Genomic DNA, 14,581 nt, shown 5'->3' on the forward strand with positions numbered 1-14,581 from the left:
CGGCGAAGGTGTCGGATGGATGCGTCCTTGAAGGGAGCGAACCTTGGAAACGGCCGTAGGAGTCATCGGTGGCGGCATCATGGGATGTGGCATCGCGGAAGTAGCTGCTCGCAGTGGCTGCAATGTTGTGCTCCGCGAAGTCAATCAAGAGTTGGTCCAGGCGGCCGAGCGCAAGCTGGAGGTGTCCCTGGGTACTGCGGTACGCAAGGCGAAGCTCAGCCAGACCGAGTGCGACGAGATCCGGGGACGCATCCGCTTCACCGACAGCATGGCCGAGATGGCGGATCGGGATCTGGTGGTGGAGGCGGTGATCGAGAGCTTGCCGGTGAAGACCGAGATCTTCGGGCAGCTCGGCAAGATCGCCCGACCCGATGCGCTCCTCGCAACCAATACATCGTCCATTCCGATCATGCAGGTGGCTGCAGCCACGGAGCGACCCGAACGCGTTGTTGGCCTACATTTCTTCAACCCGGCGCCGGTGATGCCGTTGGTGGAGATCATCGCGTGCGAGGTCACCTCGGACGAAACACTGAGACGAGCACGTGAATTCGCTGCCGACCAGCTCGGCAAGACCACGATCAGGGCAAAGGACCGGGCAGGTTTTGTCGTCAACGCACTGCTGATCCCCTATCTGTTGTCGGCGATTCGCATGGCTGAGGCGGGTCTGGCGAGCGTTGAGGACATCGACCAGGGAATGGTCGGTGGCTGCGGCCACCCGATGGGTCCGCTGGCATTGACGGACCTGATCGGACTCGACACCACGATGGCGGTCGCGGAGTCGATGTATGCCGAAACCAAAGAGCGGCTCTACGCTCCCCCAGCGCTGCTGATGCGCAAGGTGGAGGCCGGCGAACTCGGCCGAAAGTCCGGTCGGGGGTTCTTCACCTACCCCAAGAAGTAGCCCGAGTCGCTGACCGCTGACCGGTCGCCCGATTCCGGACCTTCACGCGGGCCCGAGTCGGTAGCATTGTCGACACCGTCCGGGTGAGCCCAGTTCCGAGGGCAGACATGAGAACGAAGCGCAGGATCGTCGCCGTCTCCTCGATGTGCCCCGCCGTTTTCCTCGTCGTCGGCGCCCTGGCCGGCTCCCCCGCCCATGCCGATGAGGCGCTGCTGCAGGGCGTCAACGGGTTGCGCCCGGGGTGCCCGCCGATCGTTGCCGATCCGCGGTTGAGCGCCGCGGCGCAGCGACACGCCAACGACATGTTGGCGACGGGGGTGGGCGGTCACGCCGGTTCGGACGGTTCTTCGCCGCGCGCCCGGATCACCGCCGCAGGCTACACCGCACCGGGATCCACCGGCGAGATCGTTTTCTGGGGCACCGGGGCGGCCGCCAACTCGGCCTCGGCTCTCGACTGGTGGATGAACAGCCCGCCGCACCGCGCACTGATCGTCAACTGTGCGTTCACCGCTGCCGGTGTCGCCACCGCCCGCAACGGCACCAAGCTGACCGCCGTCGTGGAGTTCGGGACGGGATAGCCGCTCACCTCCGGCAGTTGAGCCACCAGATGTGGGTGGACAGCACGGTGGCGAACGCGCACCACGCCGGATACGCCGCCAGCGGCCCCCCGCGCACGCCACGGGTCTGCACCGCGCGCCGCGTCAGGTCGAGGCTGCTGGCGGTCAGCGCCCCGGCGGTCAACGCCGCCAACCCGGGGCGGTGCCGGTTGAAGAACACCCAGGACCAGCCCGCGTTGAGCACCAGATTGAGTCCCAGCGCGGCACTGTACGAGCGTGCGGCCTGTTCTTCGCCGGTGTCGGCCAGGTGGTCGATGGTGTCGGTGGAGACCAGCGCGAGGTCGGTGTAGAGGAGCGGCCAGACGATGGGGAACACCTTCGGGGGCGGCTGATAGCTCGGCTTACGCAGCCGCGCGTACCACGGGGAGTTCACGTCGCGACTGGTGGCCGCGCCGCCCACGATCGCCGTCGCTCCCACCGCCGCCGCGGTCGCGCCAAGGGTCTTGATCCGCATAACCTGCTGCTCCTGTCGTTGTCCGGCCCCCGCCGGTGAACTACTCCCCTCGGTACGTATTCGGAGCTACCCGGTCGGTGGATGGTTCAAAAGTGGCCATCTCCAAAAGTGCCTATGGTGGGAGTGGAGACGGGAAACCGGAGAAGGAGTGACTGTGCTTCGTTATCAATTGCCCAGCGTCGCCGATCTGATCGAACTCGGCCGCCAACATCAGAATGCGATCACGGTCTACGCCCAGACGGCGCCCGGACCCGATCATCGAGAGAACGCGTTGGTGACGGCCAAGAGCGCCGTCGACCGAGCGCTGCGGACCGTGCGGGAGTCCGGCGCCAAGCATGCAGTGGAGGATCAGTTGCGGGAGCGCTGGGCCGAGATCGCGGATTCGGAGCTGTGGCGCAGCCTTTCCCGCTCGCTGGCGATCTTCATCGCCGAGGACCAGCACCAGGTGTACGTGCTGCCCAACGCCCTCGAGACCCAGCTGCAGGTCGGCCAGTACTTCGACATCGGGCAATTGGTGCGGGCGGTGACCACGCCGCAGGAGGCCTACGCGCTGACGCTGTCGGCCGACGGCTGGAATCTGTGGCACGCGACCCCGTCGAGCCGGGCCGCGGAACTGCCGCTGAGCGAGGAGTACGCCGCCGACGCCGCCGAGGCCACCAACCGCACCACCATCCGGGGCCGCCAGCAGGTCGGCCGGCTGGTCGGCGACGAGGGCAAGAAGACGCTGCTGCAGACCTATGCCAAACGCGTCGCCGACGCGGTGGAATCCGAACTCGGACAGGTCGATCCGGACCGCAAACTGCCGCTCTACCTGTTCGCCACCGACCCGCTGCTCGACTTCTATCGCAACATCGACGGCAAGCACCGTCTGGTCGCCGTGCCCGGCGCGCCCGACGATCTCCGGCCCGACCAGATCGACACCGCGATCCGGGGATCGTTGCCGAAGCTCAACAGCGAGTTCGTCAATACCCGACTCGGGGAGATCGCGGACACGGTGAGCCGCGGGTTGGTGGCCACCGACATCGGCGACATCGCCCGCGCGGCGGCCTCCGGCGCGGTCTCGACGCTGGTGTACGACTTCACCGTCGACGTCCTCGGACTCCTCGACGACACCACGGGCGAGGTGAGCTACACCCCCGACGGCTATGACCTGCTGTCCCGGATCGCCGTGACCGTGCTGGACAAGGGCGGGCAGGCCATCGCAGTCCGCAGCGACGAGGTCACGTCGTCGATCTGGACCGGTACCGCCGTGGCGGAGTTGCGATTCCCGCTGAGCTGACGGCGGTTTCACTCACCGACCGCTGCGCGCGACGTGGAACTCGGCGGCGCGCCGGATGGACTGTTCGGTGGGCGTGGGCCGCCACCCCAGTTCCCGGGTGGCCTTGCCGTGGTCGGCCGGTGAGGTCAGTCGCATGAGTCGGATGCTGGTACTGGTGATCGGGACCTCGCGACCGGTGAGCCTCCCGAAGGTCTCCACGACCCGTCCCAGGACGCGCACGGGGGCCATCGGGATGCCGAACCGGGGCGGCGTGGCGCCGACGGCTTCGGCTGCGATGGTGAGCATTTCACGCTGGGTCATGTAGCGCTCCGAGACGATGTAGCGCTCCCCCACCCGCCCGCGGTCGGCGGCCAGCAGCATCGCCTCGGCCGCGTCGTCGATGCCGACCACCTCGGATCCCACACCGCGGATGTAAAACGGCATCTTGCCCAGGGCCGCCAGCTTGACGAAAAGGCCCTGGCGCGGTTGCCAATCCGGTGGCCCGTACGGGTTGGACACATTGAGGATGACCGCCGGCAGTCCGCGCTCTCTCGCCTGGGATAGCACGAGTTGTTCGGCCTGCCGGCGCGATTCGATGTAGGAGCCGCCCTGGTCGGCCCAGTTGAACGGGGTGTCCTCGTCGACGGTCTCGCCGTTGCGGCCCACCGCGATGGCGCCGATGGTGCTGAGGAAGACGAAGCGCTGCAGGTTCGCCTGGGACGCGATGTCCAGCACGCGGCGCAGGCCCTCGACATTGGTACGGAACAGCGGGCGCGGGTCGCGCAGTTCGGCGCGCACGTCGACCACGCAGTAATAAACGACGTCGCGGTCCCGCATCGCCGCCGTGACCGCCTCGGCGTCGAAGATGTCGCCGTAGCGGGTCTCCACGTCGAGACCATCGATGCCCTTGGTGGAACTGGATTTCCGCAGCAGCACGCGCACGTCGTCGCCACGGGCGACCAGATGGCGGGTGACGCAGGCGCCCACGTTGCCGCTCGCGCCCATGACCAAAGCTCTGCGCATACTCGTCGACCCCTGTCGTCGGTCCGCCCGCAACCCGCGTCAGGGTACCGTAAGCGCTACAGTAGGCGCGCCGGTTCGGCGCGGGTAACCCCGCCCTCGGCGGTGATGTCAGGATGGGCGGATGGCGGATCGTGATCGCGACGAACTCGGCAAGGCGCGCAATCTGCGGCCGCGCGACGAACTCGGCCGCCCGCTGCCCTACGGCGCCGAGGGCGTTCCGCGGATACCGGACGATCTGATCCTGCCGCCCGCCGAGACGCTGACCTACGCCCAGGACCTGCTGGACCGCGGGCTGGCGTTCAACGCCCACGAGGTCCTCGAGGCGGCCTGGAAGAACGCGCCCGAGGCCGAGCGGCGGATGTGGCAGGCGCTGGCGCAGTTCGCCGTCGGCATCACCCACATCCAGCGCGGGAATCCCGCGGGCGCCGTCACCGTCCTGCGGCGCGCAACCGGCGGGCTCGAGCAGACCGCGGTGTCCGACGCCCACGGCGTGGACGCCGACGGGCTGATCCGGCACGGTCGCGGCCTCATCGAGGATCTGCTGCAGGGCAACGACATTGCCGACGAGCGGCTGCGGCCGGCTCTGCGGCCGAACTCGACGGCATAGGAGCGCGATGAGCTACCTGGGCGAGCTGCGAACCAACTGGCGGCCACTGGCGGCGGCCACGGCCGGCCTCAGTGCCGGGCTGAGCCTGACCGCGTACACGAACGCGGTGATGGCCCCGCAGTTCCTCGCGGAATTCGGGTGGAGCCGTTCGGAGTTCGCCCTGACCGGGGTCATCGCGCTGCTGACGTTCGTGTTCCTACCGGTGTACGGCCGGCTGACCGACCTGTTCGGCGTGCGCCGCATCGCGATCGTCGGCGTCATCGGGTTACCCGCGGGCTGGGCTGCCTACGCGGTGATGTCCGGACCCATCTGGCAGTACTTCGCGATCACGGTCGCGATGATCGCGCTGGGCGTGGCGACCACTCCGGCCATCTACAGCCGCATCGTCGCGACCTGTTTCGACAAGATGCGCGGGCTGGCGCTGGCGATCGCGATCTCGGGCCCGCCGCTGCTCGGCGCCCTGGGGGCGCCGGTGGTCGACGCGGTCAATCGCGACCACGGCTGGCGCGCGGGATGCCTGCTCATCGCCGGGACCATCGCCGTCGTCGGGGCCGCGGCGCTGTTGCTGCTGCCCGCCGAGGACCCGGCCGTGCGACGGGACCGACGCGCCGCCCACACCGGTCAGGACTACCGGGTGATCGCCCGCAGCGCGGTCTTCTGGATCCTGTTGGGCGGGGTGCTGCTGTGCAACCTCTACCACACGATCACCACCACCCAGCTCGGCGTCGTGCTCGGCGACTCGGTGGGGTCCGGGGAGGCCGTGGCCCTGCTGGTGTCGATCTTCGCCGGCGCCGTGATCGTCGGGCGCTTCGTCTGCGGGGTGGCCCTGGACCGGCTGCCGCCGCATTTGGTGGCCGCGGTGGCGATGGCGCTGCCCGGCGTCGGTTGCCTGATCATCGCGACCTCCTGGGACACCTTCACCGCGCTGGTGCTGGCGGTGTGCTGCCTGGGTGCGGCCTGGGGCGCCGAGGGTGACGTCATCGCCTACCTGGTGGCCCGGCGCTTCTCGCTGAAGATCTACAGCACCGTGCTCAGCATCCTCTCGGCGGCCATCGGGGTGTCCTCGGCGCTGGGTGCGGTGATCCTGAGCCGCACCCTGCAAAGCAGCCAGAGTTTCAACGGGTTCCTGATCTTCGCCGGGGTCGCCGCCTTCGTCGGCGGTGCGCTGTTCTTGCTGCTGGGGCGCCTCGGCCGGGTCACCCTGGACACTCCCGAGACCGTGAGCGACGCCGCGGGCCCGGGCACAACCTGATCGGCGGGGCTCAGCCCGGCGCCGCGCGCCACTGGTCGACCACCGGGGCGAGCGCGTCGAGCAGCATCGGCAATTGGGGTGCCATCGCCAGGGCCGCCACGGCGGCCAACCGGCCCGCGGCCTCGGTCACCCGCAACACCTGGTCGTCGAGGCGGCGCAGCCCCAGTTCGACCGCGGTCTGGTTGTAGGCCTCGATCCCGTCCGGGCCGGCCATTGCCAGATCGGATTCCACGGCCCCCGAAGTCACCATCTCGAAGTCGGACCACAGATCGCCGTCCGCGGTGCCGATGATGGGAAACGTAGCGCGGCGGACTGTGGGCTTCAGCGCCTGGGGGTGAGCGTGTCAGGTGTGGGGTTGGGGTGGTCATTGGTGTCTGTGTTCTGGTGTGTTGCTGTGTTAGGTAGGCGCAGTCTGTCTGATGTTGTCGGCGATGGGTGTTACGTTTCGGTCGAACGTGAATAGCGCGTTCGAGCGTGCGTATCGCGTGGTGTGGTGTCCGAAGTAACGCCGGAAGGTGATCGGGGGTCGGAGGGAAGTTCGGCGTGGACGAACTCGTATTTCGTGGCCACCGTGGGCGGGGCGTCGTTGTCGGTGATCAATGGCTATGTCGAGTGGCAGAAGGTTCGTTGAACGATGTTGACGGGGCGGCGGTTTCGGGTCGAGTTCACCGACGAACAAGTCGAATACGCTGAGCGGATCGGGGCGGCGTGCCGGGCGGTCTGGAACACCGGGCTCGAGCAGCGTCGTGAGTATCGCCGTCGTGGGGCGTGGATGAACTATCAGTCTCAGGCCAAGGAGTTGGCCGAAGCGAAGACTGAGCATTCGTGGTTGAAAGCTGTTCCGGGGCATTGTTTGCAGCAGACCTTGATGGACTTGGATCGGGCGTGTCGTGAGCGTGGCACCTTCAGGGTGCGGTGGCGATCAGGGCGTCGGTGGTCGCCGTCGTTCCGGTTCCCCGAGGGCAACAAGATGGCCGTGGAGAAGCTCAACCGTCGCCACGGCCGGATCAAGTTGCCCAAGCTGGGCTGGGTGAAGTTCCGCGCGGGCCGCAGCCTCGACGGCGAGACGCTCCGTTCGGCCACCCTGTCCCGAGAGGGCCGGCATTGGTTCCTGTCGGTGCTGGTCGACGACGGCCGCCAGACCCCCGAGGCCCATGTGTCGCCGGGTAGCGCGGTGGGGGTGGACCGCGGTGTCGCGGTGGCGATCGCGACCAGCGACGGGGAGCTGATCGACAGTCAGTTTGTGGCCCCTGGGGAGCGTCGCCGGGGGATAGCGTTGCAGCGCAAGTTGTCGCGGTGTGCGAAACGCTCGACCAATCGGGACAAGACTCGCGCCGCGTTGGCGGCGGTGCGGGCCCGGGAGCGGCGGCGGCGCCTGGACTTCGCCGCTCAGGTCGCGCACCGGCTCGCGGTCGCCAACGCGGTGGTGGTGCTCGAAGATCTCAAGACCAAGCAGATGACGAAATCGGCGAAAGGAACGATCGAATCGCCCGGGCGCAACGTGGCAGCCAAGTCCGGGCTCAACCGCGCCATCTTGTCCAAAGGGTGGCATCAGTTCGCGTTGGCATTGTCCTCGGCGGCCCGCTACACCGGGACCGCCGTGGAAAAGGTGCCGGCGGCCTACACATCGCAACGCTGCTCAGCGTGTGGGCATGTGGACCCGAGATCCCGTGAGAGCCAAGCGGTATTCCGGTGCACCCGCTGCACGCATTGTGAGCACGCGGATGTAAACGCAGCGAAGAACATTCTGGCCGCAGGGCTTGCGGTCACCGCCTGTGAAGACCAACCGAGGCCCGCGGGCCGAGCGCGGTCACCGAAGCAGGAACCAGCAGGAAACCGCGAGGAATTACTGCTCCAACCCACCACTGCTGCACCCGCAGCATGAACCGGTTGGAATCCCCCGGCTTCAGCCACGGGGAGGACGTCAAGAGGTTGTAGAAGGGTCCGCGGCACCTCCTCGACGTACTGCCAGAACGTCATCGAAAAACCCTCGTGCCGAACGGGTTTGCGCGGCACCAGCGGGCTGGGCGCGACCACGGGATGGTCCCGGTCGGCCAGCCAGCCCGCCACCGCGAGTTCCGAACGCTGCTGGGCGGCCTGCCGCTCGGGCGAGGCCACGAACGCCGGCGGCAGCACGGTCGGGGCCCGGGCCACCACCGGCGGTGAGCATCGCCGCCAGGATGGCCAACGCCTGCGTCCGCGGTCAAGCGGATTACCAGCGGCACCAATTGGGTTGGCCGGGCTGGATGATGCGGAAATCCTGCAGGACCATGGCCGGGGTGCGCTCCTCGGTGCGCCAGCGGGGATCGGTCACGATGTCGGCGGTGGTGTGCACCTCGCCGCGATAGCCATAGGTCATCGGGACCCGGTGCCCGGCCCGGGTCCAGTCGTGGATCCACTTGCGGAACTCGACGACGGGCAGCGCGTGCCCCTGCGGCGGCTCGTCGTAGTGGTGGATGATCCGGCCGTGCCGGTCATCGATGTCGAGGATCCACACCACGTCGTCCTGATAGTCCCAGAGTTTGAGCGGATTGCCGGACAGCAGCAGATGATTGGAGGCGCCGGCCTCGGTCCGCAGGTTGCTGAACATGGAGAAGTTCCCGGCCGTCCGCAGCCCGAGATAGGACGTCATGCCCAACAGGACCAGCAGCACCGGCACCAGATAGAGCGGCGCCGGGGTGCGCCGCTCGAGGATCCGGACGCCGCCCCAGACCGGTCGCGGCGCCGGACCGCACACCGCGGCCAGCACCGGCCAAATGAGGATCAGCACGGCAAGGTTGAACAGCAGTCCGCTGACCACGGCGATCTCCGGGAGCCGGCGCAGCAGCGCGTCGATGCCGCACAGCAGCGCGATGCCGAAACCGAACCCAGCGTAGAGACCCACGCGGTGCCCGGTGCGCCGACCGATCTCGACTGCGCCGCCGTCGATCAGCACCCTCAGGTAGGCGGGCGGGACGAAGCTGAACAGCAGCGCCACCGCCAGCGCCCCGAAGTCGACGAATCCCACCAGTGCCAGGGTGGCGTGCATGGCCAGCGAGATCGCCACGATCGCCGCCTGGAGTCGGGGCACCGTGAGCAGCAGGCCGCCGACAAGTTCCCAGCCGATCACGGTGACCGCCGCGAAGGCACTGATCACCGCGCCCACCGGCCCGAGTCGCCAGCTCAGCAGAACCACTGCCACCGCGGCGATCCCGGCGATCCCCAGGCCCACCACGGTGGCGGTGAACCAGCTGTTTCCCGCGCGCGCGAACCGGCCGCGGCGGGCCAGGCGATAGCCGAACAGCGCCGCGCACAGCGCCACCGGGATGACGATCGGCACCCCGAGTACTGGCATCCCCATCGTCCCGATCACCGACCCGAGAATGCTCGTCGCGCACGAGGCCTCGGGATCCAGGTAGTCGGTGTTGAGCTTGTGGAAGCCGGCCAGGACGTACACCAGGATCAGGCCGATCCGCAGGATGGGGCCGATCGCCGCGTAATCGTTCTCGGTGTCCGTCTCGGCGTCGGTTCCGGTGCCGCGGCGCCGCACCAGCGAGGTGCCCAGCACCGCGATCATCGCGACGTTCAGGCACAGCATCAGGTTGACGTGATTGGCCACCTCCGGGAACCGGAACAGCAGGAAATAGGCCGTCGAGCCGATGAGCAGCGTCAGGAACTTCAGCCGCGTCATCCCGGTGACGACGGCCACCGCGGCTGCCGCCACGAAGCAGCCGGTGAACCAGGGATCGGTCCAGTTGTCGCCGAGTTCCAACACCAACGCCACGGTGTACAGCACCGCGAAAACAGAGAACGGACTGCGCGGCATGGCCCGCAGCCTAGTGAGGCTGCGTGAACAGGCGGCCGTGACGCCAACTACCCCCTTGATGGCAAGACGGTAAACGATCTGCTGCATCGGCAACGCCACGACCGACCCGTGCCCGCGACGCTACCAGATGAACACCTGAACATGTGAACAGGTGAGCGGACTATATTCGACCCCCGCTGGGCATCATCCCGCTGCTGCAGGTGGACAGGTGGGAACACGCCTACAACCTGCAGTACAAGAACGTGAAGGCCGACTACGTCCAGGCGTTCTGGAACGTCGTGAATTGGGCGCACGTGCAGGCGCGGTTCGAGGCGGCCACCACCAAGGCATCCGGCCTGATCTTCTAGCGCGCCCGGCGGGACCCATAGCAGGTGGGAGTGCGGTTCGCACTGTGTGCCCGATCGCCCGCTGGACCCTCGTGAGCCGGTATCGTCAGACCATCACAACTCACACATGGACGGTCGATGCGCCGAGGGGATGACGCAGGGTTTGCTCCGGCACCCGTCGATGACACACGCCATCATCGGTTGTCACTGCTCTTGGTCGAGGACGACCCCGGCGACGCCGTGCTGGTCGAGGAACTCGTCGCCGATGCGTTGACCGAGGCCACCGTCATCTGGGTCCCGTCGATGGCCGAGGCGGAACGCCGGCTCGCGACCGGTCGCCCCGATTGCGTGCTGCTGGACATGAACCTCCCTGACACCCTGGGCAACACCGCGCTCGAGCGGATGACGGCGCTGGACCCGACCCTGCCCATCGTGGTGCTCACCGGGCTGGCCGACGAGCATTTCGGGGTCTCCGCGGTGGCCTCCGGAGCGCAGGACTACCTGGTCAAGGGCCGGGTGGAGCCGGAGATGCTGCGCCGGGCCGTGCTGTACGCCGTGGAACGCAAGCGCGCGGAATGGACCGCCGTGGAGTTGCACGCCAGCGAACTGCGGGAGCGGGAGAACGCTCGCCTCGAGCGGGGCCTGCTGCCCTCGCCGCTGCTGCGCGAGGATTCCAATGTCGACATCGTGGCCCGGTATCGGCCCAGCCGGGAGAACGCACTGGTCGGCGGCGACTTCTACGACTTCGTGCAGACCGCGGACGGCACGGTGCACGTGGTCGTCGGCGACGTCGCCGGCCACGGCCCCGACGAGGCCGCGCTCGGCGTCGCGCTGCGCATCGCCTGGCGCGCCCTGACCTTCGCGGGTCTGCGCGGTACCGACCGGATGCGCGAGCTCAACCGGATCCTGCAGGCCGAGCGCGCCGGTACCGGCATCTTCGCGACGGTGATGAGCCTCGCGATCCCGCCGGCCGGCCCGCTGATCAACGCGGTCCGCGCGGGTCATCCCGGCATGCTGCTGCATCACGAGGGCACCGTCGAGTGGGTGATGCCGCCGGGTGCGCCCGCGCTCGGGGTGCACAGCGGTGACTGGCCGGCCGACCAGGTGGAACTGCCTCCCGGCGCGGGCATGGTGATGCTCACCGATGGGCTGTTCGAGGGGCACTCCGGTCGCGGTTCGGCCCGGCTCGGTGAGGACGGCCTGCTCGAACTGGCGCGCTCGGTGGCGCACCTGCCGGGCGCGGAGTTCGTCGACGCCCTCATCGACGGCGCGGAAAGCCGCGCGCTGGACCACGGTGGCATCACCGACGACATCGCGGTGGTACGGGTGGAGCGCCATCCGTGGTGACTTCCCCCCGCCGTTGGCAATTCACGGTGCAGGGCTGGCTGGTGCTGGTCCTGTCGCTGACGGGAGTGGTGGTGTTGATCTGCGGGGTGGCCACCACCTTGCTGTTGAACCGCACCGACCGGGTCTCGCGCGAACTCACCGAGGAGATCCAACCGGCGCGGGTGGCGGCCTATCAGTTGCAGGCGGCGCTGGGTGACCAGGAATCCGCCGTGCGCGGCTACCTGATCGCCGCCGACACGCAGTTCCTGGAGCCCTACTTCGAGGGGCAGGCCGCCGAGACCCGCGCGGCCGCCGAGATCCGGCACCGGGTCGGGGACCGGCCGCAGCTGATCGCCGACCTCGAGGCGATCCAGGAAACTGCGGCCACCTGGCGCGCGACCTACGCCGAGCCGCAGATCGCCGGCGTGGAGCCCGGATCGCGGCCGGACTTCGACACCGCCGCCGCCGAAGAGGGCAAGGCCCAATTCGACCAACTGCGCGCGCTTTTCGACACCCAGAGCGAACACCTCTTCGAGGCCCGCACCGCCGGCATCACCGACATGAGTCGCGCGCAGGCCTGGCGCAACGGCGTCCTGATCACGATGCTGCTGGCGATTCTCGTCACCGCGTTGCTGCTGGCGACCATGGTGCGCCGAGCGGTCACCCGGCCCCTGGAAGCACTGGCGGCGGCATGCCGGCGGATCACGGAAGGCAACTTCGGGGAGCGCATCAACCCGCGGGGGCCCAAGGACATCCGCGCCATCGCCGCTGACGTCGAGGACATGCGCCAACGGATCGTCGACGAACTCGAGGTGTCCCACACCGGTCGCGCGGTGCTGGCCCAGCAGGCCGAGGCGCTCGACGAGCAGGCCGTGGAACTGCGCCGGTCCAATGCCGAGCTCGAGCAGTTCGCCTACGTGGCCTCGCACGACCTGCAGGAGCCGCTGCGCAAGATCGCGTCGTTCTGCCAGCTGCTCGAGAAGCGTTACGGCGATCAACTCGACGCCCGGGGCCACGAGTACATCAAGTTCGCCGTCGATGGCGCCAAGCGAATGCAGATCCTGATCAATGATCTGCTGACGTTCTCCCGGGTGGGCCGACTCAACACCAAGCTGGCCGAGGTCGAACTGACCGCGGCGTTCGACGATGCGCTGGACAACCTGTCGGAGGCCGTCGAGGAATCGGGGGTCCAGATCGTCCGCCCCGAGCAGCCCCTGCCGACCGTGACAGGCGACCCGACGCTGTTGACCATGCTGTTCCAGAACCTCATCGGCAACGCGATGAAGTTCCGCCGACCCGAGGTGCCGCCGCGGGTCGTCGTCGAGTGCGGACCGGCCCCGGAGAGCTTCGGTGAGGGCTGGTTGATCCGCGTCGCGGACAACGGCATTGGGATCCCCGAGGAGTTCGCCGAGAAGGTCTTTGTGATCTTTCAACGCTTACATGGACGTGACGTTTACTCTGGGACCGGAATCGGACTGGCGCTCTGCAAGAAGATCGTGGAGTATCACGGCGGCACCATCTGGATCGACCCGTCCTACACCGACGGGACCAGGTTCTGCTTCACCTTGCCGCTGACCGTGGACGACGGTGTGGCGGTAGAACAGGAAGGAACTCGCCCATGACGAACGGCGAAGGTCCGATCGACGTCTTGTTGGTCGAGGATGACCCGGGTGACGAGCTGATCACCCGAGAAGCATTCGAGCACAACAAGATCAACAACACCTTGCACGTCGCGCGCGACGGCGAGGAGGGCCTGGACTTCCTGTACCGGCGCGGCAGCTACACCGACGCGCCGCAGCCGGACCTGATCCTGCTCGACCTGAACCTGCCCAAGTACGACGGCCGCCAACTGCTGGAGACCATCAAGTCCGATCCGGACCTGTGCCATATCCCGGTCGTGGTGCTGACCACCTCCTCGGCCGAGGAGGACATCCTGCGCAGTTACAAGCTGCACGCCAACGCGTATGTGACCAAACCGGTAGACCTCGATCAGTTCATGAGCGCGGTCCGCCAGATCGACGAGTTCTTCGTCCAGGTGGTGCGGCTCCCCCAGTTCTAGAGCGCCTCGATCACCGTGGCGCGGAAGCGATCCAGTGCGTCCAGGGCCTGGCCGACCCCGTCGCCGGGGATGTTGATGTTGACCCAGGTGACGCCGGCGGCCGCGAGCTGTTCCAGGCCGCTAAGGAACTCGTCGGCGTTGAACGCGTCGTCGCCGGGGCTGGTGGCGTAGAACGGCGAGAACGCCACGTCGACCGACGCCGGGTCGCGTCCGGCCGCCTCGAGTTGGGCATGCAGATCGGTGATCAGGGTGCGCAGCCGCTCGATCGAATCGATGGGGGCGGTCTTGGCGGTGCGCGCCAGACCCGCCGGCGCCGGGAACGGACACCAGCCGTCGCCGTACTGGGCCACCCGCCGGCGCGCCGAACCGGTGTTGCCGGCGATCCAGATCGGCGGGTGCGGCGTGGCGGCCGGACGGGGGTGCGCGGTGATGCCGCGGGCCGCGAAGTGCTTGCCCTCGAAGGTCAGGTCGTCGGTGGTCCACACGGCCCGGATGGCCTGCAGCGCCTCCTCGAACAATTCGGCGCGCTGTTCGTAGTCCACCCCGAGTGCGTCGAATTCCTTGCGCATGTACCCCACCCCGACGGCGAGGGTGAACCGGCCGTCGGACAACAGGTCCAGCGTGGCCGCGGCCTTGGCCACGACGAAGGGATTCCGGTACGGCAGTACCACGATGTTGGGGATCAGCCGCAGCGTCGTGGTGTGGGCCGCGGCGAAACTCATGGCCACGAACGGGTCCAGCGCGTCGTGCCCGCCGTGTTCGAGCCAGCGTTGCGAGGGCGCCGGGTGGTCGGTGAACCCGAAGCCGTGGATGCCCGCCTTCTCGGCGGCGGCGGCGATCCGGGCGATCCCGGTGCCTGACACGACATCCGGATGGTACGGATGCGTGTGCATGGGATGGGTGATGGCGAAGCGGATCTGGGTGGGGTCCATAGCGCTGCTGACGTTACACCT

14 protein-coding genes and 2 pseudogenes are annotated in these 14,581 nt (G+C 68.1%); 11 read left to right on the plus strand and 5 right to left on the minus strand.

The window, feature by feature from the left end; all coding sequences use genetic code 11:
• Nucleotides 1–43: 43 nt before the first annotated feature.
• Both EL338_RS12125 and EL338_RS12130 read left to right on the plus strand, forming a co-directional pair.
• The gene (locus tag EL338_RS12125) at nucleotides 44–901 is read left to right on the plus strand and encodes a 3-hydroxybutyryl-CoA dehydrogenase (protein ID WP_126333980.1); all 858 of its coding nucleotides are present in this window, start codon (nucleotides 44–46) and stop codon (nucleotides 899–901) included.
• 107 nt (nucleotides 902–1,008) lie between these two features.
• Nucleotides 1,009–1,479 (plus strand): CAP domain-containing protein, encoded by a 471-nt coding sequence (locus EL338_RS12130; protein WP_126333981.1) that lies wholly within the window; start codon nucleotides 1,009–1,011, stop codon nucleotides 1,477–1,479.
• Between the two features lie 4 nt (nucleotides 1,480–1,483).
• Here the strand turns inward: EL338_RS12130 and EL338_RS12135 are convergent, their stop codons facing one another.
• Entirely contained in the window at nucleotides 1,484–1,972 is a 489-nt protein-coding gene (locus tag EL338_RS12135; protein ID WP_126333982.1) for a TspO/MBR family protein, read from the minus strand.
• Between the two features lie 154 nt (nucleotides 1,973–2,126).
• Between EL338_RS12135 and EL338_RS12140 the strand changes: the two genes are divergently transcribed.
• Complete coding sequence (locus EL338_RS12140) at nucleotides 2,127–3,251, plus strand: baeRF11 domain-containing protein (RefSeq protein ID WP_126333983.1); 1,125 nt, start codon at nucleotides 2,127–2,129, stop codon at nucleotides 3,249–3,251.
• Nucleotides 3,252–3,263: 12 nt separating this feature from the next.
• On the opposite strand, the gene EL338_RS12145 is transcribed toward EL338_RS12140, so the two are convergent.
• Nucleotides 3,264–4,235: an NAD-dependent epimerase/dehydratase family protein gene (locus tag EL338_RS12145; protein WP_235666452.1), complete on the minus strand. Its 972-nt coding sequence runs from the start codon at nucleotides 4,233–4,235 to the stop codon at nucleotides 3,264–3,266.
• Between the two features lie 139 nt (nucleotides 4,236–4,374).
• Here EL338_RS12145 and EL338_RS12150 point away from each other — a divergent pair, with 139 nt between their 5' ends.
• Both EL338_RS12150 and EL338_RS12155 read left to right on the plus strand, forming a co-directional pair.
• Nucleotides 4,375–4,860, plus strand: a complete 486-nt coding sequence (locus EL338_RS12150; RefSeq protein WP_126333985.1) for a DUF309 domain-containing protein — start codon at nucleotides 4,375–4,377, stop codon at nucleotides 4,858–4,860.
• 7 nt (nucleotides 4,861–4,867) lie between these two features.
• Nucleotides 4,868–6,112: an MFS transporter gene (locus EL338_RS12155; RefSeq protein ID WP_126333986.1), complete on the plus strand. Its 1,245-nt coding sequence runs from the start codon at nucleotides 4,868–4,870 to the stop codon at nucleotides 6,110–6,112.
• 10 nt (nucleotides 6,113–6,122) lie between these two features.
• Here EL338_RS12155 and EL338_RS12160 read toward each other — a convergent pair whose 3' ends face one another.
• A complete protein-coding gene (locus tag EL338_RS12160; RefSeq protein ID WP_197721928.1) occupies nucleotides 6,123–6,344 on the minus strand; it encodes a hypothetical protein in 222 nt (73 codons plus the stop codon).
• A 199-nt stretch (nucleotides 6,345–6,543) separates the two neighbouring features.
• Here EL338_RS12160 and EL338_RS12165 point away from each other — a divergent pair.
• Nucleotides 6,544–6,743 (plus strand): annotated as a pseudogene (locus EL338_RS12165) (hypothetical protein).
• 3 nt (nucleotides 6,744–6,746) lie between these two features.
• Nucleotides 6,747–7,997, plus strand: coding sequence for an RNA-guided endonuclease InsQ/TnpB family protein (locus tag EL338_RS12170; protein ID WP_126333987.1), 1,251 nt, complete (start codon nucleotides 6,747–6,749; stop codon nucleotides 7,995–7,997).
• A gap of 327 nt (nucleotides 7,998–8,324) precedes the next feature.
• Here EL338_RS12170 and EL338_RS12180 read toward each other — a convergent pair whose 3' ends face one another.
• On the minus strand, nucleotides 8,325–9,917 hold the full coding sequence (locus tag EL338_RS12180) for a phosphatidylglycerol lysyltransferase domain-containing protein (protein WP_126333988.1): 1,593 nt from the start codon (nucleotides 9,915–9,917) through the stop codon (nucleotides 8,325–8,327).
• Between the two features lie 173 nt (nucleotides 9,918–10,090).
• Between EL338_RS12180 and EL338_RS12185 the strand changes: the two are divergent.
• The 4 genes and pseudogenes from EL338_RS12185 to EL338_RS12200 form a co-directional block, all read left to right on the plus strand.
• Nucleotides 10,091–10,264: pseudogene (locus tag EL338_RS12185) on the plus strand (Fe-Mn family superoxide dismutase); the annotation flags it as partial.
• Nucleotides 10,265–10,450: 186 nt separating this feature from the next.
• Nucleotides 10,451–11,590, plus strand: coding sequence for a PP2C family protein-serine/threonine phosphatase (locus EL338_RS12190; RefSeq protein ID WP_372939337.1), 1,140 nt, complete (start codon nucleotides 10,451–10,453; stop codon nucleotides 11,588–11,590).
• A complete protein-coding gene (locus EL338_RS12195) occupies nucleotides 11,587–13,191 on the plus strand; it encodes a sensor histidine kinase (protein ID WP_126336826.1) in 1,605 nt (534 codons plus the stop codon). The genes EL338_RS12190 and EL338_RS12195 overlap by 4 nt, the downstream gene beginning before the upstream one ends.
• Nucleotides 13,188–13,628, plus strand: a complete 441-nt coding sequence (locus tag EL338_RS12200) for a response regulator (RefSeq protein WP_126333990.1) — start codon at nucleotides 13,188–13,190, stop codon at nucleotides 13,626–13,628. The genes EL338_RS12195 and EL338_RS12200 overlap by 4 nt, the downstream gene beginning before the upstream one ends.
• Here EL338_RS12200 and EL338_RS12205 read toward each other — a convergent pair.
• A complete protein-coding gene (locus tag EL338_RS12205) occupies nucleotides 13,625–14,545 on the minus strand; it encodes an LLM class F420-dependent oxidoreductase (protein WP_126336827.1) in 921 nt (306 codons plus the stop codon). The genes EL338_RS12200 and EL338_RS12205 overlap by 4 nt on opposite strands.
• Between the last annotated feature and the right edge of the window lie 36 nt (nucleotides 14,546–14,581).

It is taken from the genome of Mycolicibacterium chitae, from assembly GCF_900637205.1.
Lineage (GTDB): Bacteria > Actinomycetota > Actinomycetes > Mycobacteriales > Mycobacteriaceae > Mycobacterium > Mycobacterium chitae.